The sequence below is a fragment of the Pseudomonas sp. Pmew2 genome, from assembly GCF_058129885.1.
This window is the reverse complement of sequence record NZ_CM176702.1, coordinates 6,057,903-6,078,170: the sequence shown is the minus strand read 5'-3', so window position 1 is coordinate 6,078,170 and position 20,268 is coordinate 6,057,903. Positions and strand designations below refer to the sequence as shown.

Genomic DNA, 20,268 nt, shown 5'->3' with positions numbered 1-20,268 from the left:
CTCAGATAAAGCCGGAATTATAAAGCAAGAAACATCCTGCGACTCTTATCTGAAAGGGTGACTGGTTTTCTGTGGGATGTCAGTGATAATGCACGCGTAACTTTTTTCTTCATGAGTATCTTTACGAGGGCCAAACAGCCTATGTGGTACAACGGTTTGCTCGACCTTTCCGTCTGGCAGGTAATAGCAGTCACGCTGGCGATGACCCATGTGACTATTGTCGGCGTCACGGTCTATCTGCACCGCTACTCAGCCCACCGCTCGCTTGAGCTCAATGCGGGGCTGAAACACTTCTTCCGTTTCTGGCTGTGGCTGACCACTGCCCAGAACACCCGCGAGTGGACAGCCATCCACCGCAAACACCACGCAAAATGCGAAACCGTCGACGACCCGCACAGCCCGGTCGTCAAAGGCCTGTCCACCGTGCTGCGCAAAGGCGCCGAGCTGTACCGCGAAGAAGCTCAGAACCAGGACACCCTGCGTATCTACGGCAAGAACTGCCCGGAAGACTGGATCGAGCGCAACCTGTATTCGCGCTACAAGCTGCTGGGTATCGCTCTGATGGCAGTCATCGACGTGGCACTGCTCGGTGCCCTCGGTATCACCGTGTGGGCCGTCCAGATGATGTGGATTCCCTTCTGGGCTGCTGGCGTGGTCAACGGTCTGGGCCATGCCGTCGGCTATCGCAACTTCGAATGCCGTGACGCAGCCACCAATCTGGTGCCGTGGGGCATCGTGATCGGCGGTGAAGAGCTGCACAACAACCACCACACCTATCCCAACTCGGCCAAGCTGTCGGTCAAGCCCTGGGAATTCGACATGGGCTGGGCGTGGATCAAACTGTTCAGTTTCCTGGGGCTGGCCAAAGTCCAGCGGGTCGCACCCATCGCCCATCGGGTCGAAGGCAAGGGCCACATGGACATGGACACCGCCATGGCGATCCTCAACAACCGTTTCCAGATCATGGCGCAGTATCGCAAGCTGGTCATTGCGCCGCTGGTTGCCCAGGAACTGGCCAAGGCCGACGAATCGGTGCGTCATCAGTTCAGTCGCGCCAAACGGCTGCTGTCACGTGAGACCAGTCTGCTCGATGACAAGCATCATTTGCGCATCCAGACCATGCTGGAACACAGCCATGCGCTGAAAGTGATCTACGAAAAGCGTCTGGCGTTGCAGCAGATCTGGGTCAAGACCAGCACCAATGGCCATGACATGCTTTCAGCCATCAAAGAGTGGATTCACGAGGCCGAAGCCAGTGGTATTCACTCGCTGCGTGAGTTCGCCGACCAGCTGAAAACCTACTCGCTACGCCCTGCCCACGCCTGATACCGTTGATCGGCGCGCCTCCCGCAGGTGCGCCGGTCCCGGAACTTATCCCCTGCCAATCTATCTCATCAACTTTCCCGCCAAACGGGATAGGGCACGGCACTGGCCGTAACGCTTGAGATGGATCTTATGGAAAAGCAGCCTCCGACCTCCCTACCCGGCACGCCGATCACTGATATGCCCGCAGCCGCAGAAACCCTGTTAGCCCTGATGCACGCCCAGGCAGAAGTTGCCCGCTTGAGCGAGCGTGAACAACTGTTCAGCTCATTGTTGGTGAGCGTGAATGCTGTTCTGTGGGCGTTTGACTGGGAAACCCAGCACATGATTTACGTCAGCCCGGCGTACGAGCGTATCTTCGGCCGCTCGGCGGGCTTGCTGCTGGCCGATTACAGCGAGTGGCGCGACAGTATCTACCCGGATGACTTGAACTACGCCGAGCGCAGCCTCAACGAGGTGATCGAGAAAGGCTCGATCGAGGACCGCGAGTACCGAATCATCCGTGCGGACGGTGAAGTACGCTGGCTCAGCGACAAATGCTTCGTCAGCCATCGCGCCGACGCCAGCCAGCGCCTGATCGTGGTCGGCATCGCCGAAGACATCACCGACAAGAAGCACCTCGAGGATGAGCTGCAGCGCCTGGCAACCACCGACGTACTGACCCAGAGCAGCAACCGTCGGCACTTTTTCGAATGCGCCCAGCGCGAGTTCGAACTGGCTCGCCTCAACGGCACGCCGCTGGCCTTTCTGCTGCTGGATATCGATGACTTCAAGCTGGTCAACGACACCTACGGCCATCAGGAAGGCGATACCGTGCTGCAACGCATCGCTGAAAGTGGCCGCTCGGCACTGAGACGTGGTGATTTGTTCGGGCGCATCGGTGGCGAAGAGTTCGCCGCGGTATTCCCAGGCTGCGCGCCGGATATGGCCATGCAGATCGCCGAGCGCCTGCAACGCGAGATCCAGCGCCAGAACTTCCAGTCAGGCGGCACCACCTTCAGCATCACCGCCAGCCAGGGCCTGACTAATCTGGGCCCGGAAGACTCAAGCCTGGAAACCCTCTACGGCCGCGCCGACGCTGCCATGTATCAGGCCAAGCGCCAGGGCAAGAATCAGATCGTGCTGGTCTGACATGCCTTCTCGACTGTAGAAAGCACGACTGGCCCCTTCGCGAGCAAGGCGGATCGCCGCCCGGTCGCTTTTTACAGGAGTTTGCGGTGCTTTGTGGGAGCGAGCTTGCTCGCGAAGAGGGCGGGGGCTGTCGCTGGATTTTCTGCGTCAGGAATATAGCCTTCGCGAGCAAGCTCGCTCCCACGAGTGTGCACTCGGCATGACGCCCTGAGGGAGCGACTGGGCGGCGATCCGTCTTGCTCGCGAAGGCCTCAGTCAGGTTCTACTTATCGAGCGGGCCCTGAATGGCGCTGGCCGGGTCCTCGATTACAGCAGCCTCTTCGGCAGGTGGTTCAGGTGTCAGGTCCAGCAAATCAGGCTCTTCCTCCCCCTCAACCGTCTCGGCAGCCACCTCAGGTTCGGTCGGCAAGGGTTTCAACAGGCTAGGGTCAGTCACGCCGGTCAGTTTCTTGCGCAAACGCTGCAAGTCACCGACGCTCAGCTTCAACAGCTTGGCGGACTTGGTCTTGATCAGCGTGTTGACACTCTCTTCCTCGCCCAGACGTGCCATCTGCCCCGCCAGGTTCATTGCCAACACTTCGCGAGTAAAGATGCCGGTGTTGTACTGATACACCGCAGCGATCAGCTCACGCAGTTCCAGCGGCAAACGCCAGCGGGTGCGCAGAGCGGAACCGAAGGCAGCGGAATACTGCTCCAGCGATTGCTTGATCACGTCTTCATTCAACTCGCCGCCAGCCAGCAGCCATTCCTGCAAACAACCCAGCACAGCAAGATCGCCCAGCGACTGCAGCAGACCGGCGCAGAAGCAACGCTCTACATCCAGCTCCAGCATGCCGCCCAGAATGCGCGCGTAATCAGCCGTGCGCTGCGACATGGTCCAAAGCTCACTGGCCTGGGCCAGCAACGCGTCGCTGGTCAGCACGGCCATACGTTTCTTGGCCAGGCCTGATGCGATATTTGCGCCCTGCACCGGCCCGAGAATGGCCAGCGCCCCGCCCATGGTCTGCACCGGCTTGCCCAAATGTTGCGCGGCACTGTTGGCGGCGGCGATCAACACAGCAGTGATGTGCGGATCGTTGCGCAGTTCCTGCTCCAGCAAGGCAGCGTCGATGCCGTTGGCGGTCTGGCTGAGTTTTATCGCCGTCGCGACATCGACGAACAGCGGCGCGCCGTCAGCCACGTCACGACGCTTGTCGAGAAACTTGGTCAGCGTCAAACCCGGCGTCAACGCGTGCACTGCGCCTGCAACCGGGGCCTGACGTTCCAGCAGCAGGCTTTCCAGGCGCTGGCGTAGCCCTTCGGTATTCAGGGGTTTGGTCAGATAGGCAGTCGGCGCCAGTGGCAAGACCTCACGCACGCTGGCGCTGTCGTTGCGATTGCTGATCAGAATGAAAGGGATGGCGGGCTGACGACGCAGGTTGCGTACGCCACGCAACAGGCTCAACCCGTCGATCCCCGGCAGCTCGCGTGCGGCGATGATCAGGTCAGGCAGTTGTTTCTTCATCCACTCGACGGCCTGCTTGCCATCGGTACACATTTCCAGGTCGACGTCCGCTCGCACACCCAACACCAGATCGCTGAGTGTTTCGCGAACCCACGGATCAGACTCAGCAATCAATACGCGAGGTACCGCGGGCAAATCTACAGCAGTCATCATGACTCTCCGACATCGATGCGTTCACCTTAGCCAAAGCCTTCGTCCGGATATAGCAAAAAGAGCGAAATACCCTGCTCCAGACCAAAAAAACCCGTCGAAACGGGCTTTTTTTGTCTGTTTGGTCATAAATTAATCAATTTACGACTTCACACTTTTTACGCGATTTCAGCGAAGCATTCTTCCAGAATGGCCAGCCCGCGGGTCAGCAATTCGTCTTCAGCGGTCAACGGTACCAGTACGCGCAACACGTTGCCGTAAGTACCGCAGGACAGCAGGATCAGACCCTTGTCACGCGCCTTGGCAACCACCTGCGCCACTGCTGCGGCGTTAGGCTTGTGCGAATCGCCGTCTTCGAACAGCTCGACGGCAATCATCGCGCCCAGCGCACGTACTTCGCCGATGACCGGGTACTTGGCCTGAATGCCCTTGAGCGCAGTCACCAGACGCTCGCCGACTGCCTTGCAACGGTCCAGCAGGTGCTCTTCTTCGAAGATATTTAGCACCGCCAGCGCCGCAGCGCAAGCAACCGGGCTACCGGCATAAGTGCCGCCCAGACCGCCAGGTGCGATGGCATCCATGTATTCAGCCTTGCCGCACACGCCCGCCAGCGGGAAGCCACCGGCGATGGACTTGGCGAAGGTGGTCAGGTCGGCCGCAACGCCCATCTGTTCCATCGCGAAGAACGTGCCGGTACGGCCAGCGCCGGTCTGCACTTCGTCTGCGATCAGCAGAATGCCGTGCTTGTCGCACAGCTCGCGTAGACGCAACATGAACGCCTTCGGTGCCACGTAGAAACCACCTTCGCCCTGAACGGGTTCGATGATGATCGCAGCGATGTCCTTGGGTTCGGCGTCGTTCTTGAAGATGCGCTCGATGCTGGCGATGGAATCGTCAACGCTCACGCCATGCAGCTCGCAAGGGTACAGCGCGCGGAAGATACCGCCCGGCATCAGGCCCATGCCCGCCGAGTAAGGCACAACCTTACCGGTCAGGCCCAGGGTCATCATGGTGCGACCGTGGTAAGCGCCGGTGAAGGCGATTACGCCCGCACGGCCAGTGGCAGCACGCGCGATCTTCACCGCGTTTTCAACCGCTTCGGAACCGGTGGTCACCAGCAAGGTTTTCTTGTCGAAATCACCCGGCACTTTGGCGTTGATTTTCTCGCACAGCTCGACGTAAGGCTCGTAGGCCAGCACCTGGAAGCAGGTATGGCTCAGCTTGGTCAGTTGCTCTTGCACAGCGGCGATGATCTTCGGGTGCAGGTGACCGGTATTCAGAACGGCAATGCCGCCCGCGAAGTCGATGAATTCACGACCTTCCACGTCGGTAACGGTCGCGTTCTTCGCCGAAGCTGCGAAGATCGGGTGGATCTGACCAACGCCACGCGGGACGGCAGCATGGCGGCGTTGCATCAGGGATTCGTTAGTCTTGCTCATGTATTCCTCATTCGCCGCTCATCGGTCGGCGTGGGTCAAGGATCAAGCGGACCGGATCAACTGCGGCAGCATACGATGATCGACTGCTGCAGCCTTCAGGCCACCAGGAAACTGCGGTGCAACAAAAGCCGATGACACGTCGCTCTCGCGCGCCATCGGCTGCAATACCCGAGCGTCGGTCAGACCGACAGGCAGAGGTATTTGATTTCCAGATAATCTTCGATGCCGTACTTGGAGCCTTCACGGCCCAGGCCGGACGACTTGATACCACCAAACGGCGCCAGTTCGTTGGAGATCAGGCCGGTGTTGATACCTACCATGCCATATTCCAGCGCTTCGGCAACACGGAACACACGGCTCATGTTCTGCGCATAGAAGTACGAAGCCAGACCAAACTCGGTGTCGTTGGCCATCGCAATCACTTCAGCCTCATCCTTGAAGCGGAACAGCGGGGCCAGCGGACCAAAAGTTTCTTCCCTGGCCACGGCGGCATCTTTCGACACATTGACCAGAATAGTCGGTTCGAAGAACGAGCCTTCCAGGCTGTTGCCGCCAGTCAGCACGGTTGCGCCCTTGCTCACCGCGTCAGCGATGTGTTCCTTGACCTTGGCCACGGCCTTGTCGTCGATCAACGGGCCGGTGGTGACGCCGTCTTCCAGGCCGTTACCGATTTTCAGCTTGCCGACCGCTACCTTGAGCTTCTCGGCGAACGCGTCATACACCGCGTCCTGCACATAGATACGGTTGGCGCACACGCAGGTCTGACCATTGTTGCGGTACTTGGAGATCATCGCGCCTTCGACCGCCTTGTCGAGATCGGCGTCGTCGAACACGATGAAAGGCGCGTTACCGCCCAGCTCCAGGGAAACCTTCTTGATGTCCTTGGCGCACTCGGCCATCAACTGGCGACCAATGTCGGTCGAGCCGGTGAAGGACAGTTTGCGCACAATCGGGTTACCGGTCAGCTCGGCACCGATATCGCCCGCGCTACCGGTCACCACGCTGAACACACCAGCCGGGATACCCGCACGCTCGGCCAGTTCAGCCAGGGCCAGTGCCGAGAACGGCGTTTGCGACGCAGGCTTGAGCACCATGGTGCAGCCCGCCGCCAGCGCAGGACCGGCCTTACGGGTGATCATCGCTGCCGGGAAGTTCCACGGGGTGATCGCCGCCGTCACACCAATCGGTTGCTTGAGCACGATCAGACGCTTGTCTGGCTGGTGACCGGGGATCACATCGCCATAGACGCGCTTGGCTTCTTCAGCGAACCACTCGATAAACGACGCGGCGTAGGTGATCTCGCCCTTGGCCTCGGCCAGCGGTTTACCCTGCTCCAGGGTCATCAACAGGCCCAGGTCGTCCTGGTTCTCGATCATCAGCTCGAACCAGCGGCGCAGCTTGTTGCCGCGCTCTTTGGCGGTCAGTGCACGCCAGGCCGGCAGCGCCTTGTCAGCCGCCTCAATTGCCCGACGCGTCTCGGCTGCGCCCATTTTTGGCACAGCGCCGAGGATTTCGTTATTGGCAGGGTTGTTGACCTTGATCGACTGACCACCGTCCGCATCCAGCCACTGGCCGTTGATGTAGGCTTGCTGGCGGAACAGTGTGGAATCTTTGAGCTGCATGTCGGCCTCCTAAACAGCATCGCCCGACAGGCGACGCAAACAATTGATATCGATGCACCCCATTTGGAAGCCATCGCCAGGAAAACATTCCATCGGGTTCGAGCGCTGCGCAACGCATGAAAGCAGGAAGACCGAACAAGAGCGTTTGAAATCTCAAACGAATCCTAGGCATTGCGGGGGCAAAGGACAATAGCCCGTTCGAAAAAAAGAACGGGCGTAGGGAGGTGTGTGGTTTTCTGATCAGCGCCGAACCTGAATGCAAGGCTGCCGCAGTGTGATCATGCGGCGCATAAAAGCCGTGAGCGACCACGGAGCAACCGGCGAAGGTCACGATCAACCTCAAGGCATTGCCGAACGACCCGATCATCGTCCTGGCCGGGCCGTGGCTGATCGAGTTCGACAGCGCCATGACCACCGCAGGGCCCGGCGCAGCTTTTAACGCACGCCTGTAGCGCTATCGATAATCCGGAAGCGTGAAGGACTGAATCGCCGGGGTCAGCGCCTTGGCAGCACGCTTGCTGATGAAGGGTGTTGCGACCAAACGCTGCACGGTGCGAAGGATCTTCACCCCCGTGCGACTGCGAGGATGAACCAGACGCGGCACAAGCTTCGGCACATTCTGCGACTTTTTCACCACAGGCCGCAGCACATATTCGTACGCAGCAAGGGCCCCTGCAATGGTGTCGGTTCTGGTGAGTTCGCCCGCCAGCACATACGCACCGATCAGCGCCAGCGAAGCACCGACCCCGCCCAGCGGCGTGACACACCAGGCCGCATCGCCCAGCAACACCACATGGCCATTCGACCAGCGATCCATCTTCACCTGGCGCAGATCATCAAACCAGAAATCCTCCGCAGCCTCCATCCCCTCCAGCAAACGAGGCACCTCCCAGCCCGCGCCTGCAAACGATTTCCGCAGAAACGCTTTCTGCTCGGCAACACTGTTACCGACCGTCAGATGGCTTCGGCCATGCACATTAAAGAAAGCACGCGTTGTACCGCGATTGTCCGGACGAACGCCCGCACTGCGACCTCCCACCGCGTTATACCAACGCGCCGTCTGGCTATCGGTCGGCGCGCGGGGCACAGTGAAGAACGCGCTGGCCAGGTCCATCCGGCGCGGCTGATTCTCGCCGGGGAACACCAGCTCCCGCGTACGCGAGCCGACACCTTCAGCAATAATCAACAGATCAAAACGCTCCTCGCCACCGCTCTCGAACGTGACCGACACGCCCTCATCATCATGCTCGACCGAGACGATACGATCACCAAAGCGATAGAACGCATCAGCAGACGACGCCTCATAAAGCAGGCGCGCAAGATCCCCGCGCAACACCTCAAGCTCAGCCGTCGGACCATCGACCTCCAGACCGGACAGATCAATTTGCGCCGCCGTGCGGTTGTCCTCATCGACCCACGCAAGCCCGGTCTCGCCGGTGTTGAGATCCTTCACCGCCTGCTCAAGCCCCATCAGGCGCAAGACCTCCGCACATCCACATTCTGCCCGCCATCGCGAAAGGCAGGCGCCTGCTCGACAACCGTGACATCACAGTCACGCTGCGCCAGCCACCAGGCCGCGGCACACCCCGCGATACTGGCCCCGGTAATAAGAACGCGGCACGGGCTGCGCTCGATGCTTTTGAACTGATTGATAAGATGCCCTCGGTGAGAACGATCTGGCTGAGTGGTATGGGGAGCATCATGCACCACCACGTAGCCGTGCCGAAAGCGCAGGTCTGTTCCTTTGTGGGCGGTAATGGGTGTGGGCTGATGAAAGGCTGTCGCGGGGCGCGCTGGGTGATTTGTATCGCACACCGCCCGCAACTGGACGCCCCGTACCCATGTGAGTATCATGGCGCCCGCGTCGCACCAGTAGCTCAGCTGGATAGAGTACTGCCCTCCGAAGGCAGGGGTCGTGGGTTCGAATCCCGCCTGGTGCACCACCTTCTATCCCTTGTATTACAAGGGGTTAGCTCCACTGCCAGAAACCTGTCCTAGTCCTGAAAGTCGTTTTTGCCACAAATTTGCCACACTCAAGTGTGGCGGGAATGGTCGAAATGGCAACAATCAGGAATCGCGGCGAGTATCAGTGGGAAGCGCAAATTCGTCGTAAGGGCTATCCAGCCCAGCGCAAAACCTTCGAAACCAAATCCGATGCCCAAGCCTGGGCACGCATGATCGAAAGCGAAATCGACCGAGGCATCTTTGTCTCTCGCGTCGAGGCTGAACGCACTGCCTTTCATCAACTCATTGATCGCTACATCTCCGAGATCGCTCCGAGGCACAAAGGCGCTTATTCGGAAATCAAACGCTTGGAAGCACTCAAGCGTCATCCGCTCTCTACGCGCATCGTTGCCACCCTGACCTCTTCAGATTTTGCACGCTACCGTGACGAGCGCCTGAAAATCCGCAAGGGTAATACCGTGAAGCGTGAGCTGGCTTTGTTCCAATGCGTGATCGAGGTCGCTCGCCGCGAGTGGGGAATTCATCTGGCCGAGAATCCGGTCAGGATGGTCAGCCGCCCCAGCTACAACGACGAGCGCTCGCGACGGCTCGATCCAATAGAAGAGCAATACATGCTCGGCGCGTTAGAGCTTTGTGAGCGACGTGCTGATGGGACCTACGCCGATGCATCACACAATCCTTGGATACGGCCCATCGTCCAACTGGCGATTGAGACAGCCATGCGCCGTGGCGAGATCTTCGAGCTGCGTTGGAAGCATGTGAACCTGGACCGCAGAACCGCACACCTTCCTGCGACCAAGAACGGACTGCCCAGAACCGTCCCGCTTTCACCGAAGGCTATTCAGTTGCTAAAGGATTTACCGCGCTCGCTGTGCGGGCGTGTCTTCCCCACCACGGCTGATGCGCTCAAGAAGGCCTTTGTGCGAGGCCTGGAGCGTGCGAGGCTGAAATACTTGGGAGATTGCGACGTAGCGCATGTCAGGCCTCAGGAAGACTTCCTGATCAATCTGCGCTTTCACGACCTGCGGCATGAAGCGACCTGTCGGCTGGCGACAAAACTGCCGAATTTGATCGAGCTGGCGAGCGTGACCGGGCATCGGGAGGTGAACATGCTTAAGCGGTACTACAACATTACTGCGGAGGAGTTGGCGGCAAAATTGGCGTGAGCGGAGTAACGACTTTGAGTCCTAGGTCATCAGTCCTTTTAACATGCCGAGTCATTTGAAGTCCGAGTTCACGGGAGGCCAACTAAAGTCATCAGCCGTGACACAACAGACCACTACACCGGACCCACGAGAAAGGTCCGGTGCGCCCCCAAGGCTTACTCCATATCACTAGCCGCCATGTCCAGATAGCGTTTCACCCAAGCTCTCTCATACGCCACGCTATGGATACCGTCTAGAACCAGCCAATAAAGAAATCCTCCGGCAATACCCACCATCAGAAATATCCAACTTTTATCGGGAGTAAAAAGCGGCGTAGATTTGATGACCTCGGTGCTGAGTGCAACCATAAAAGCAATAAACGAAGCAAACCCTAGATTTTGCGCTAGCCCTGGCCTCGCGGGCTTACCAGTCAGGTCAGCGTATCTCGACAGCTCTCGGAGCTTCGCAGCGGTGTAGCCGTCACCGCGAACGGCATCTAGAAAAAACGCATAGCAGAGGATGTTTTCCTTACCCAAGGAGGACTGACGATCGATGGCATGCTCCGCGAACTCCCTTGGGTAAACCATGCGAAGCGCTTTCATTCGCGTTATGTACAAAGCAATAGCCCAAGGGCCCATCGCTAGGTAAGCGTAAGGCACTAGGGCTGGATTCTTGATACCCCACCCTGCAATTACAACGAGCAGAAGCGTTGATGCTGCTGCGGCCCACATCGGCCATAGTTTCCGAGCATTTTCCCGCTTGAAAAGCAGCTTGTTGGGTTGCCTGCGGCTTCGTTTGTAGACGTCCTTCAGGTTTGCCCAATCCTCAAGTTTCATAGCTACTTTTTCTCCTTGTTGCATGTGTGGTGACGCGGGTAGCTACCCGCACTATCGCTAATCAACGCCATCCCTAATTCCATCCGAACGGCACAGGCATACCGGTGCGACGATTACTTGTGTAGATCAATGCCTGGCAAACTAATGAATGCGCGGACTTCCGAATCTGTTCGGATGCGGGTAGCCATGACCCGATCACGCTCCTGCTGATTGCGCAGGTAGATTTCAGAGAAGTGCTCGGCGATTTGCTGGTGGTTCAAATGAGTGGGCGTCGTACGACGCTTGAGGGTGTTCACTATTTTCCGTGCGCAAAGCTGGGCAGCTTCTCGCTCATACGACCGGAAAGCCAAATCGCGGAAAACCCAGGTGCTGATCCAGCCGCTTGATAACGCCCACAGCATCAAACGCTGGTAGGTCGACCACGCCATACGTGTATGGCCGCTCAAATACCGCCGCAGAATCCGACCATCTTCTTCTTTGAATCCGTAAACACCCAACTTCGTCAGCTGCAGCTCAAGCGAAACCCGCGACATCCCAGACTTGCGCAGGATTGCTGAGAAGAGGTACTCAAGCAGATCCACAGGAGCACGAACAACAAAGTTTCTCCGGCCCGTTTCCTCATGACGTTTCAGTTCACGAAAAACAAGCTGGAAGGCTTCATCTGGGTCGACATCTGCATCGGGAATGTGTGGCTGCATGGAGCCATTCTTTGGCTAAATCGCGCATCTGTCAAAAAGGTGTCCTAGTGAATCCGCAGTCGCATGGCGAAAGCTGGAGGCACTCCATAGCAGCCGAGCGACAGTCACTATGAGCATCGATTACGAAACCATTCAAAAGATTCAGAAGCTAGCAGATGACGTCCTGATTGGCGTAGCCGAGGTCGCTGCATTGACAGGCTTCAGCGCTCTAACAGTGCGTCAGCGCAAACTGCCGGGGCTTGAGCCCGTTCCCGGCCTCTCACGCTTGCGATGGCGGCTAGGTGATCTCAGACAGTGGATGCGTACCGGGGCAATCACATCGGCTCCTCTCCTCAAGCAAGCCTCGACCCGCAGGACCACATAAAGTCGGGCGCCCTACCAAGAAGTCTAAGGTGGAGGCTCGGAAATGAGTGAACTGGAATTATCGGTTGATGCCGCGACCGGGGAAGAACCACAGGATCAATTGAAATCCAACACCTATTGGTTTCACATTTTCCAGGCCATGGTGGATCACGAACTTGCAAAGCTGGGGCCGTATGCATTTGCGGTTTACTGTGTGATCAAATCCCACTGCGATCTCAGAACGGGACTGTCGATTCCTTCAATCCCCACTATCGCTCGCAAAGCCGGGATCAGTCCGCGCCAAGCTATGCGTGAGATCAAAACGCTTGAAACCCGAGGCTACATCAGCAGGACGCGGTCCCGTAAACATAACGAATACAAGCTCACGGAAAAAATCGCAATTAGCGACTCGCAAGGCAGACCCAGAGGCCAAGCACAGTGGGAGTACCGCCCAGCCCAGATCAAAAGCACGGTTGAGGAGCTGAAACGTATGCTCTTCAACAGAGAGGCAGTCGGCCAAGCTATTCACATCGAGAACCTACAGATCATCGAGAACCAGACCAACATTGGCTTCCAGATCAGCCAAGCTGACTTGGACCATTTGGCCGAGAGCAATCCGGACATCTACACCAAGCTGCTGTCTATCCGGAACTCGATCCGGGAGCGCAAGGCGACCAAAACATGAGTTATACACAGGACCGCCAGTCACGTGACAGGGTGGCATGCATGCTCTTACTTCAGGTGACTGTGTGACATGTGTAACCTGATTTGAGGTGACACAGAGTCACCCATACAAGAATAGAAAAAACCATATCAGTTGGAACGCCATTGCTGCTCGCGGCCTGACAGAATCTAGGAACGCGGCAGGCTATGACAACGATCCGCAGGAGGTGTCAACGATGATCCAACCATCAGATGCTCATAGACTGGAAATCGCCCAAGACGTTTTGGGTTGCTTGATAGCGTTCCTCTCCGAGTCGATTTTCTACGAGCGGAAGAAAGCCCAGCCGAATGTTGAAATCATCAGCCAGTGGAAAGCAGAGCGGAATACCCTCTTCGACCTGACCCGCAGTTTGAACTGTAACGACCGGGATACCATCGAGAATGTCATCGCGACCTACGGCCCCTCTGCCAGAGCTCTGTTTGATCAGGAAGGTAGTCTGAGCAGCTAGCCCTGCGTACCGGCTACCCAAGATGCGTATCAGTTAAGGCGTTCCACTTTTACTGAGAGGCGCTCAGCCACCCTGAGATGCTGTTCTCAGTCTGAATCGGGCGGCGTGGAGCGTCTGGCAGGTTTTGACTTGGGAATGAGCTCAGGTATCAGCTTGAGCTCTCCCGCATAGACCATGAGGGTTCCGCACCTGGTAAACGGCTTACCACCGTTCATCGCGTCTACAGATTTTCGGCGCAGCGCAAGCGACCACATTTTCTTCAGCCAGCTTTCACTCATAGCGCTTACTCCAGATGAGGATGACGTACCCAGATTTGCCTACCGAATGCCTCCATCAGCATCACCAGATCTACCTTTCCCTGTGCTCCCAGATGTTGTTCTCTTCTTTACCCGAGTGATCCAGGCCCAGTCACCAACGGCAACTGCGCCCACTTCACAATACCGACACCATCACAGCCAACGCCCTGCTTTGTACAGCGTCGTGTTGCGGTGTTTTCTGAAAATTACCGCGCTCACCTCGCAAAATATTTTGATGATCAATTTTGTTAGGCCGATGGCGTCTGATTCTTGTGTTTATCGAGTCATTGGATAATTCCCCTGCGCCCTTCCCTACGATGCTTTTTTTCACCAAGGACCGAGAAAATCAGCACCTACGTACAGACAATTTTTCTGACCAAAATCGTCCACAACGGCTGCAACCATTTGGTGAATAAGAACTGGGACAGGGTAGGGTTTGTACTCCCGCCATGAATGGCGTACGCACAATCGGCAACGCGGCAGTCGTTTCACTTCTTTGCTTTGCCTACCGTCCCTGCTCAGGGCAAGCCCCGAGACCCCACTGCGGCCAATGGCCGGAAAGTTTTGGTAGAACGCGCTGCCGTCGATGGCTCACAACTCGGTAGAGATGCCTGACAGCGCAAGAACCTCATGCTCCGCAAGCCCTTGCCTCCGCTGCGCCAATCCGAGGGGCGAAATAAGCGCCTCATGCTCGACGACTTGCTGTTCAAGCAACCGCCCTAAAAGCAGCAGCTCTCCCTGCGCTTCGAGTGCGCGAAGCTGCTCGGGAGAATTAAACGCCCAGCGGTCAAGAATCTGCCAGCCGCAGGCATGATACGAAGTCGATCGGCGGACAGAATCGATGGTCGTAGCCGCCAGGACGCCGGACGCGATTCTCAATGGCGTGTGGTTAATCAGCATGGGCAGATTCCCTTTGTTTTAGGCAATTGATCATTCGTGTGTTCTGCGCAATGGAAGAGGTTCTGAACCCGCCTTTGCGTCTTAGCTCTCGAATGTGAGCGAGCGAAAAACCGAGAGCGGATAGGACGGCAACATCATCAGAGGCCAGCGCTTGATTGGCCAAACGCATGGTGGCGTTAGCGAGCTTCAGTTGAGCGATATCTACCTGCCAAACACTGCCTGCGGTTACGTCGGTCATCGGGCCACTCCGAAGTAAACGTCTGCTAATCACACCTTGCAACCTCAGGCCTGAGGCTGGGGCTACGCCTTGGATAAAAACCGTTCGGTGATCATCGCCACCGCCTGCGCAGGAGACGTCAAAGCTGTGTCTATCTTAAACGGAGCGTCTTCCCACGCCTCGTACTCATGATCCAGTACTGACTGCCAGGTTGGTGGAGTCAGCCCAGGAATATCGATCTTTCTGGTTTCTACCCGACGCTGGTGTTCATGTTTATCAGAGCAGATCACTTGGACGTTCACTAATGGAGCACCAGAGCGTGTGGCGATTTCGCTCCATGCCTTTCGGCTTTCGAATACTGGGTTAACACAGTCAACTATGACCGTGCTCCCAAAACGAAGATTGCTTAGAGCAAGCTCATTGGCGACCATGTATCCGCTCCGTCCTACGTCTTGTGCAAGAGCACCGGAGTCTCGAATAGCCTGCTCAATCGTGTCGATCCGCAGATACAAGGCACTTGTTCTGGCGGCAAGGTCGCATGCAATAGTCGTTTTTCCGGTACCTGGAAGACCGCTGAAAACAATGAGTATTCTATGTCCTTAGGTTAGTGAGTTAACCCAGTCTAGGTGGCTGCCAGTTATGCGGTAGCAACTGGTCGACTTGACTCGCCCGCTGTGTCGGCAGCCGCGTGAGAACATCCTTCAGAAAAGCATACGGATCATGCCCATTCAACCGCGCCGACTGGATCAAACTCATGATCGCTGCCGCTCGTTTGCCACTGCGCAGAGACCCGGCGAACAACCAATTGGAGCGCCCAAGCGCCCATGGCCGGATCGTGTTCTCCACCGGGTTGTTATCGATGGGCACAGCCCCATCATCTAGGTAGCGCGTCAGCGCTACCCAGCGTTTCAGGTTGTAATCCAGTGCCCTGGCCGTGGCCGACCCTTCGGGCACAAGTGCGCGCTGAGCCAGCATCCACTCATGCAACTTTTCAGCGATGGGCACCGCCATTTCTTGGCGTAATCGCCAGCGATCTTCATCGCTCATATCCTTGGCCTGCCGTTCGACTTCGTACAGCCCGCCGATGGAGTGCAGCGCCTGCTCCGCCAACTGGCTTTTGTTCGTCACATGCAGTTCGAAGAACTTGCGCCGGGCATGTGCCATGCAGCCGATTTCGGTGATGCCCTGCTCGAAGCCAGCTTTGTAGCCTGCGAAGTCATCGCACACCAGCTTGCCGTTCCAAGCGCCCAGGAAGTTACGCGCATGTTCGCCGGCACGGCTGGGGCTGAAGTCGTAGACCACCGCTTTCAGTGCCGAGAACGGTGTCGTGCAGTAGGCCCAGACGTATGCTCGATGGGTTTTCTTTTCGCCCGGTGCCAGCATCTGCACCGGTGTTTCGTCAGCATGGACGACTTGCTTAGCCAGCACGGCTTCGCGCAGTGCATCTACCAGCGGTTGCAGTTGTACGCCGGTTTGGCCGACCCACTGAGCCAGCGTCGAACGTGGGATCGCCAGTCCCGCACGGCCGAAGATTTTTTCCTGCCGGTACAGCGGAAGATGGTCGGCGAACTTGGCCACCATTACGTGGGCCAACAAGCCGGCGGTGGGGATACCCTTATCGATCACCTGTGCCGGTACCGGTGCCTGGATCAGTGTTTCGCACTGACGGCAGGCCCACTTGCCACGTACATGTTGCTCAACCGTGAACACGCCGGGCGTGTAATCCAGCTTCTCGCTGACGTCTTCGCCGATGCGCTGAAGTTGGCAGCCGCAAGCACATTCAGTGCTCTCCGGCTCATGATGAATGACGGTACGAGGAAACTGCGGTGGCAACGCTGCACGCTTGGGTTGTTGGCGTGGCTCGTCCGGTGCCGGAGCGGGACGAAGTGCTTTCAACTCCGCGTCGATGGCTTCGAGGTCGGTGTTGAGCAAGTCATCCAGCAAGCTGCCTTGCGCCGGACTGATCTGCTCACTGCGCTTGGCAAACTTGTGGCGTTTAAGGATCGCGATTTCGTGAGAGAGCTGCTCGATGATCGTCTCGTCACGATGGATCTTTCGGCCCATGGTGTCGACCTTCGACAGCAACTGCGAAGCGAGTGCGCGCAGTTGATCGGGCTGTTGGCGCTGATTGAAAACTGACCCACCCTGCCGATTGAAAATTGACCCAGGACGGATTGCTGATTTTTGCCCCAGCAATTGTGGATAAGCTTAGCAGCAGTGTTCCGATTGAAGACGCATCAAGCCCCACCGCATGCAGCAGGGCATTTATGGTGCGGATCAAAATGGCTCATCGTCCTCGATATCATTTCCGTCCTTTCGCTTTCGTTCGCGTGTTTTGATGTCTGGGCAGCCAATGTGCTGTGTTGTAGGCGGTAGGACTCGTTGCCCGTTTCGACGATGTGGCAGTGGTGTGTCAGCCGATCCAGCAACGCGGTGGTCATCTTGGCGTCGCCAAACACACTCGACCATTCCGAGAAGCTCAGGTTGGTGGTGATGACCACGCTGGTGTGTTCGTACAGTTTGGACAGCAGGTGAAATAACAGGGCGCCACCGCTTTGGCTGAAGGGCAAATATCCGAGTTCATCCAGTATCACCAGGTCTGTGCGCAGCAGTGCCTGGGCGATTCGCCCTGCCTTGCCATCGTACTTCTCACGCTCCAGCAGATTCACCAGATCCACCGTGGAAAAGAAGCGCACGCGTTTGTTGTAGGCCGTGATTCCGGATACAGCCAAGGCACTGGCCAGGTGTGTTTTCCCGGTGCCAGGGCCGCCGATGAACACGACATTCTGCGCGGTTTCAGTGAACGCCAAGCTGGATAGATCGCTGACCAGCCGGGCATCAGCGCTGGAAGCGCTGAAGTCAAAGCCAGCTAAGTCACGGTGCATGGGGAGTTTTGCCATGTTCATCTGATGATTCACCGAGCGCACCGCGCGATCCGCATGTTCCTGCTGAAGCAGATGTTCCAGCAGCCATTTCGATGAAGCCGTCGACGCTGTTCCTTGAGAGACCAGTTCTTCCCAAGCACTGGCCATGCCGTGCAGGCGCAGTTCTTTGAGTTCAGTCATTAGGTCACGCATTGCGATTCTCCTCATCGGTCGTACGGAGCCGGTCGTAGCGTGCTGTATTGGCAACCGGCGCCACTTTGAGTTGCAGGCTGGTTTCTACACAGGGAGGTGGTGCGGTGGAGGTCAGGCGGGCAACGACATTGAGGATGTGATCGGCGCTCAGACTTCCCGATTCAAGTACCAGCTCCACCGCCACCAGCACTGGTTCGAGACCGGCGATGGGCACAGCAGCCAGTACCTGCATCATGATTCGATCACCGTTGGTGTGACGCCTCAGTCCGCGTTTAAGAAGCTGTAACGGTTTTGGCAGATCAGCAAATGGAGCGCCATTGCGCAGTGCACCAGGCTTGCGTTCGATGAGTGGGATGTAGTGCTGCCAGTCAAAACCGATCTGATCTCGATCAAAGAGGCGCTCGTGACTGGCGATCACCGTTTCGTCGGCAATGACCACGATTCGCGAAGGGTACAAACGGCTGCTGACCCATTGACCCACACGCTCGCAAGGCACCGAATAACGATTGCGCGCCACGCTGATCAGGCAGGTGCTAGAGACACGGACGGTGCGTTCCACGTAGCCATCAAAGGCCGTCGGCATTGGCATCATTTCAGCCTGCTCCAGCTCCAGGACTTCTGCCACCGTCAAACCGTTGTACTGCGGATGTACAAGTTCAGCCCAGAGCGTACGACAGCGTTGGCCGAGCCAGACGTTCAGCTCCTCGAAGGTATGGAACATGCAATTTTGAGCATCGAGCCAGATTCGCCTCCGGCTGTCTTGCACGTTCTTTTCGACGATGCCTTTCTCCCAGCCAGAGGCCACGTTGCAGAAGTCCGGATCGAACAGATAGTGCGCGCACATCACGGAAAACCGGGCATTGACCGTGCGGCCTTTGCCTTTGTTAACCTTGTCGACAGCCGTTTTCATGTTGTCGTAGATGCCGCGACGTGGCACGCCACCCAACGCTCCAAACGAACGTGTATGGGCATCAAACAGCATCTCGTGGCCTTGACTGGGGTACGCAACCAACCAGAACGCGCGACTTGCGCACAGCTTCATATGGGAGACCTGGATACGTCGAAACAGGCCACCGATCAGCAGGCCTTCTTCGCTCCAGTCAAACTGAAAGGCCTCACCGAGGGCAAAAGTCAGCGGTACAAAAGCGCGTACAAACTTGCCTTGCTCGCACCGCCAAGAGCGGACAAACGCCGTGAGCTGGCTGTAACCGCCGTCATAACCCTCGGCCTTGATCTGCTCAAAAAGTGCCTTGGCGCTCCTACGGTTGTGTTTTGGCCGGAACGAATCAGCCTTGAGCGCCTGCTCTAAGGTCTCGTGAAAAGGGTTGAGCTTATTGAAGGATGCGCACCGTTGGTACGCTGGTTGATTGGCTTCGGGCGCTCTGACCCATTTTCGGATGGTGTTTCTCGACAGCCCGGTACGCTTGGCTATCTGATGCAGCGAGAGCTTGTCGCGGAAGTACATCCGCCGGATTTTTCCCAACATTTCCATGCTGATCACCCTGTGTTCTCCTGCTCAAAAAGTGAGCAGAAGCAGTTGAACACCTGGGTCAGTTTTCAGTCGGCAGAACAGCCTCTACTGGGTCAGTTTTCGGTCAGCGGCAACACCTGAAAGTCTTTTTTGCTGCGATCTGCCATTCTCAAGTGTTTCGGGAATAGTTGAAATGGCAATGATCAGGAATTGCGGCTAACTCTTTAACTAAAGGCAGTGGGAAGCGCAAATTCGCGGTAAGGGCTATCCAGCCCAGCGCCAAACCTTCGAAACCAAATCCGATGCCCAAGCCTGGGCAAGCATGATCGAAAGCGAAATCGACCGGGGCATCTTCGTCTTTCGCGTCGAGGCTGAACGCACCGCCTTTCATCAACTCATCGATCGCTACATCTCCGAGATTGCTCCGAAGCACAAAGGCGCGTAGTCGGAAATCAAACGTGTGGAGGCGCTCAAGCCTCATCCGTTGGCAACACGCATCGTCGCGACCCTCACCTCCTCAGATTTTGCTCGTTACCGTGACAACGCCCAGACCAGTCTCATGCAGCCTCCTAAACCAAACGAAAAAACAAACACAAAACAACTGAAAATCAGATATCCCAAAAGCAGATATAGCGTGATCAGCCGAACCTTGCCCGGACACGGCTATGACAAAGGCTATTTATCGACGCGAGCACGTGATTTTTTGGAGGTGCTGAAGCGCATGCGTGTTGAATCAGGCATGACCCAGGCCCAGCGCTCTGCTGCGCTGGGGAGACCGCAATAATTCAAGAGTGATGTGGAGAGAGGGGTAAGGCGGTTGGACACGGCTCAACTGCGTGACCTTTGCCTTGCCCTCAAGACGAATCTTGTCAGCTTCATTAAGGCCTATGAACAAGCTCTCAATGGGGAGTCCAACTCCGAAAAATAGCTGAGCTCACCACTTGGCGTAATACATCTCCAGTAATCGAAATAACATTTTC

General features: G+C 57.1%; 18 protein-coding genes, 1 tRNA gene and 3 pseudogenes. 7 read left to right on the top strand and 15 right to left on the bottom strand.

What is annotated here, in order from left to right:
• Positions 1–141 precede the first annotated feature (141 nt).
• Positions 142–1,326: a delta-9 fatty acid desaturase DesA gene (gene desA / locus AC4ANK_RS28060; RefSeq protein ID WP_002551399.1), complete on the top strand. Its 1,185-nt coding sequence runs from the start codon at positions 142–144 to the stop codon at positions 1,324–1,326.
• Positions 1,327–1,455: 129 nt separating this feature from the next.
• Positions 1,456–2,454, top strand: a complete 999-nt coding sequence (locus AC4ANK_RS28055; protein ID WP_002551400.1) for a GGDEF domain-containing protein — start codon at positions 1,456–1,458, stop codon at positions 2,452–2,454.
• A gap of 262 nt (positions 2,455–2,716) precedes the next feature.
• Here AC4ANK_RS28055 and AC4ANK_RS28050 read toward each other — a convergent pair whose 3' ends face one another.
• The 5 genes and pseudogenes from AC4ANK_RS28050 to AC4ANK_RS28030 form a co-directional block, all read right to left on the bottom strand.
• Positions 2,717–4,111 carry a response regulator gene (locus AC4ANK_RS28050; RefSeq protein ID WP_081023235.1) on the bottom strand — a complete coding sequence of 465 codons (1,395 nt, stop codon included), beginning with the start codon at positions 4,109–4,111 and terminating at the stop codon, positions 2,717–2,719.
• 155 nt (positions 4,112–4,266) lie between these two features.
• Positions 4,267–5,547 (bottom strand): 4-aminobutyrate--2-oxoglutarate transaminase, encoded by a 1,281-nt coding sequence (gabT, locus tag AC4ANK_RS28045; RefSeq protein ID WP_002551402.1) that lies wholly within the window; start codon positions 5,545–5,547, stop codon positions 4,267–4,269.
• A gap of 179 nt (positions 5,548–5,726) precedes the next feature.
• A complete protein-coding gene (gabD, locus tag AC4ANK_RS28040; RefSeq protein ID WP_460383830.1) occupies positions 5,727–7,169 on the bottom strand; it encodes an NADP-dependent succinate-semialdehyde dehydrogenase in 1,443 nt (480 codons plus the stop codon).
• Positions 7,170–7,497: 328 nt separating this feature from the next.
• Positions 7,498–7,578, bottom strand: a pseudogene (locus AC4ANK_RS28035) (LysE family translocator); the annotation flags it as partial.
• A 45-nt stretch (positions 7,579–7,623) separates the two neighbouring features.
• A pseudogene (locus tag AC4ANK_RS28030) lies at positions 7,624–8,879 on the bottom strand (FAD-dependent monooxygenase).
• A 156-nt stretch (positions 8,880–9,035) separates the two neighbouring features.
• On the opposite strand from AC4ANK_RS28030, the gene AC4ANK_RS28025 reads away from it, so the two are divergent.
• Both AC4ANK_RS28025 and AC4ANK_RS28020 read left to right on the top strand, forming a co-directional pair.
• Positions 9,036–9,112: transfer RNA gene (locus tag AC4ANK_RS28025), tRNA-Arg, on the top strand.
• A 114-nt stretch (positions 9,113–9,226) separates the two neighbouring features.
• Positions 9,227–10,300, top strand: a complete 1,074-nt coding sequence (locus AC4ANK_RS28020; protein WP_002555965.1) for a site-specific integrase — start codon at positions 9,227–9,229, stop codon at positions 10,298–10,300.
• 155 nt (positions 10,301–10,455) lie between these two features.
• Here AC4ANK_RS28020 and AC4ANK_RS28015 read toward each other — a convergent pair whose 3' ends face one another.
• Positions 10,456–11,115, bottom strand: coding sequence for a hypothetical protein (locus AC4ANK_RS28015; RefSeq protein WP_019332052.1), 660 nt, complete (start codon positions 11,113–11,115; stop codon positions 10,456–10,458).
• A 113-nt stretch (positions 11,116–11,228) separates the two neighbouring features.
• Positions 11,229–11,813, bottom strand: coding sequence for a hypothetical protein (locus AC4ANK_RS28010; protein WP_031596143.1), 585 nt, complete (start codon positions 11,811–11,813; stop codon positions 11,229–11,231).
• A gap of 406 nt (positions 11,814–12,219) precedes the next feature.
• On the opposite strand from AC4ANK_RS28010, the gene AC4ANK_RS28005 reads away from it, so the two are divergent.
• Complete coding sequence (locus tag AC4ANK_RS28005) at positions 12,220–12,840, top strand: helix-turn-helix domain-containing protein (RefSeq protein ID WP_031596141.1); 621 nt, start codon at positions 12,220–12,222, stop codon at positions 12,838–12,840.
• 214 nt (positions 12,841–13,054) lie between these two features.
• Positions 13,055–13,327 carry a hypothetical protein gene (locus AC4ANK_RS28000; RefSeq protein WP_031596138.1) on the top strand — a complete coding sequence of 91 codons (273 nt, stop codon included), beginning with the start codon at positions 13,055–13,057 and terminating at the stop codon, positions 13,325–13,327.
• Positions 13,328–13,413: 86 nt separating this feature from the next.
• Here AC4ANK_RS28000 and AC4ANK_RS27995 read toward each other — a convergent pair whose 3' ends face one another.
• The 8 genes and pseudogenes from AC4ANK_RS27995 to AC4ANK_RS27960 form a co-directional block, all read right to left on the bottom strand.
• Entirely contained in the window at positions 13,414–13,605 is a 192-nt protein-coding gene (locus AC4ANK_RS27995) for a hypothetical protein (RefSeq protein ID WP_031596136.1), read from the bottom strand.
• Between the two features lie 609 nt (positions 13,606–14,214).
• A complete protein-coding gene (locus AC4ANK_RS27990; protein ID WP_031596133.1) occupies positions 14,215–14,523 on the bottom strand; it encodes a hypothetical protein in 309 nt (102 codons plus the stop codon).
• On the bottom strand, positions 14,513–14,761 hold the full coding sequence (locus AC4ANK_RS27985) for a hypothetical protein (RefSeq protein ID WP_122234417.1): 249 nt from the start codon (positions 14,759–14,761) through the stop codon (positions 14,513–14,515). The genes AC4ANK_RS27990 and AC4ANK_RS27985 overlap by 11 nt, the downstream gene beginning before the upstream one ends.
• 62 nt (positions 14,762–14,823) lie before the next feature.
• A complete protein-coding gene (locus AC4ANK_RS27980; RefSeq protein WP_031596130.1) occupies positions 14,824–15,330 on the bottom strand; it encodes a P-loop nucleotide/nucleoside kinase family protein in 507 nt (168 codons plus the stop codon).
• 22 nt (positions 15,331–15,352) lie between these two features.
• Positions 15,353–16,900 (bottom strand): IS66 family transposase, encoded by a 1,548-nt coding sequence (tnpC, locus tag AC4ANK_RS27975; RefSeq protein WP_149902147.1) that lies wholly within the window; start codon positions 16,898–16,900, stop codon positions 15,353–15,355.
• Positions 16,901–17,017: 117 nt separating this feature from the next.
• A pseudogene (gene istB, locus AC4ANK_RS27970) lies at positions 17,018–17,817 on the bottom strand (IS21-like element ISPsy20 family helper ATPase IstB).
• Positions 17,810–19,309, bottom strand: coding sequence for an IS21-like element ISPsy20 family transposase (gene istA / locus AC4ANK_RS27965; protein WP_460383826.1), 1,500 nt, complete (start codon positions 19,307–19,309; stop codon positions 17,810–17,812). The pseudogene istB and the gene istA overlap by 8 nt, the downstream one beginning before the upstream one ends.
• 148 nt (positions 19,310–19,457) lie before the next feature.
• A complete protein-coding gene (locus AC4ANK_RS27960; protein ID WP_082301396.1) occupies positions 19,458–19,769 on the bottom strand; it encodes a hypothetical protein in 312 nt (103 codons plus the stop codon).
• Positions 19,770–19,772: 3 nt separating this feature from the next.
• Between AC4ANK_RS27960 and AC4ANK_RS27955 the strand changes: the two genes are divergently transcribed.
• Positions 19,773–20,072: a hypothetical protein gene (locus tag AC4ANK_RS27955; protein WP_460414680.1), complete on the top strand. Its 300-nt coding sequence runs from the start codon at positions 19,773–19,775 to the stop codon at positions 20,070–20,072.
• Positions 20,073–20,268 lie beyond the last annotated feature (196 nt).

Bases quoted from the DNA above. Each gene is read 5' to 3' on its own strand.
- desA (WP_002551399.1), top strand. From the start codon at position 142: ATGTGGTACAACGGTTTGCTCGACCTTTCCGTCTGGCAGGTAATAGCA.
- AC4ANK_RS28000 (WP_031596138.1), top strand. From the start codon at position 13,055: ATGATCCAACCATCAGATGCTCATAGACTGGAAATCGCCCAAGACGTT.
- istA (WP_460383826.1), bottom strand. From the start codon at position 19,309: ATGGAAATGTTGGGAAAAATCCGGCGGATGTACTTCCGCGACAAGCTC.
- AC4ANK_RS28055 (WP_002551400.1), top strand. From the start codon at position 1,456: ATGGAAAAGCAGCCTCCGACCTCCCTACCCGGCACGCCGATCACTGAT.
- AC4ANK_RS27990 (WP_031596133.1), bottom strand. From the start codon at position 14,523: ATGCTGATTAACCACACGCCATTGAGAATCGCGTCCGGCGTCCTGGCG.
- gabT (WP_002551402.1), bottom strand. From the start codon at position 5,547: ATGAGCAAGACTAACGAATCCCTGATGCAACGCCGCCATGCTGCCGTC.
- AC4ANK_RS28015 (WP_019332052.1), bottom strand. From the start codon at position 11,115: ATGAAACTTGAGGATTGGGCAAACCTGAAGGACGTCTACAAACGAAGC.
- AC4ANK_RS27985 (WP_122234417.1), bottom strand. From the start codon at position 14,761: ATGACCGACGTAACCGCAGGCAGTGTTTGGCAGGTAGATATCGCTCAA.
- AC4ANK_RS28020 (WP_002555965.1), top strand. From the start codon at position 9,227: ATGGCAACAATCAGGAATCGCGGCGAGTATCAGTGGGAAGCGCAAATT.
- AC4ANK_RS27995 (WP_031596136.1), bottom strand. From the start codon at position 13,605: ATGAGTGAAAGCTGGCTGAAGAAAATGTGGTCGCTTGCGCTGCGCCGA.
- AC4ANK_RS28005 (WP_031596141.1), top strand. From the start codon at position 12,220: ATGAGTGAACTGGAATTATCGGTTGATGCCGCGACCGGGGAAGAACCA.
- AC4ANK_RS28050 (WP_081023235.1), bottom strand. From the start codon at position 4,111: ATGATGACTGCTGTAGATTTGCCCGCGGTACCTCGCGTATTGATTGCT.
- AC4ANK_RS27960 (WP_082301396.1), bottom strand. From the start codon at position 19,769: ATGAGGCTTGAGCGCCTCCACACGTTTGATTTCCGACTACGCGCCTTT.
- gabD (WP_460383830.1), bottom strand. From the start codon at position 7,169: ATGCAGCTCAAAGATTCCACACTGTTCCGCCAGCAAGCCTACATCAAC.
- AC4ANK_RS28010 (WP_031596143.1), bottom strand. From the start codon at position 11,813: ATGCAGCCACACATTCCCGATGCAGATGTCGACCCAGATGAAGCCTTC.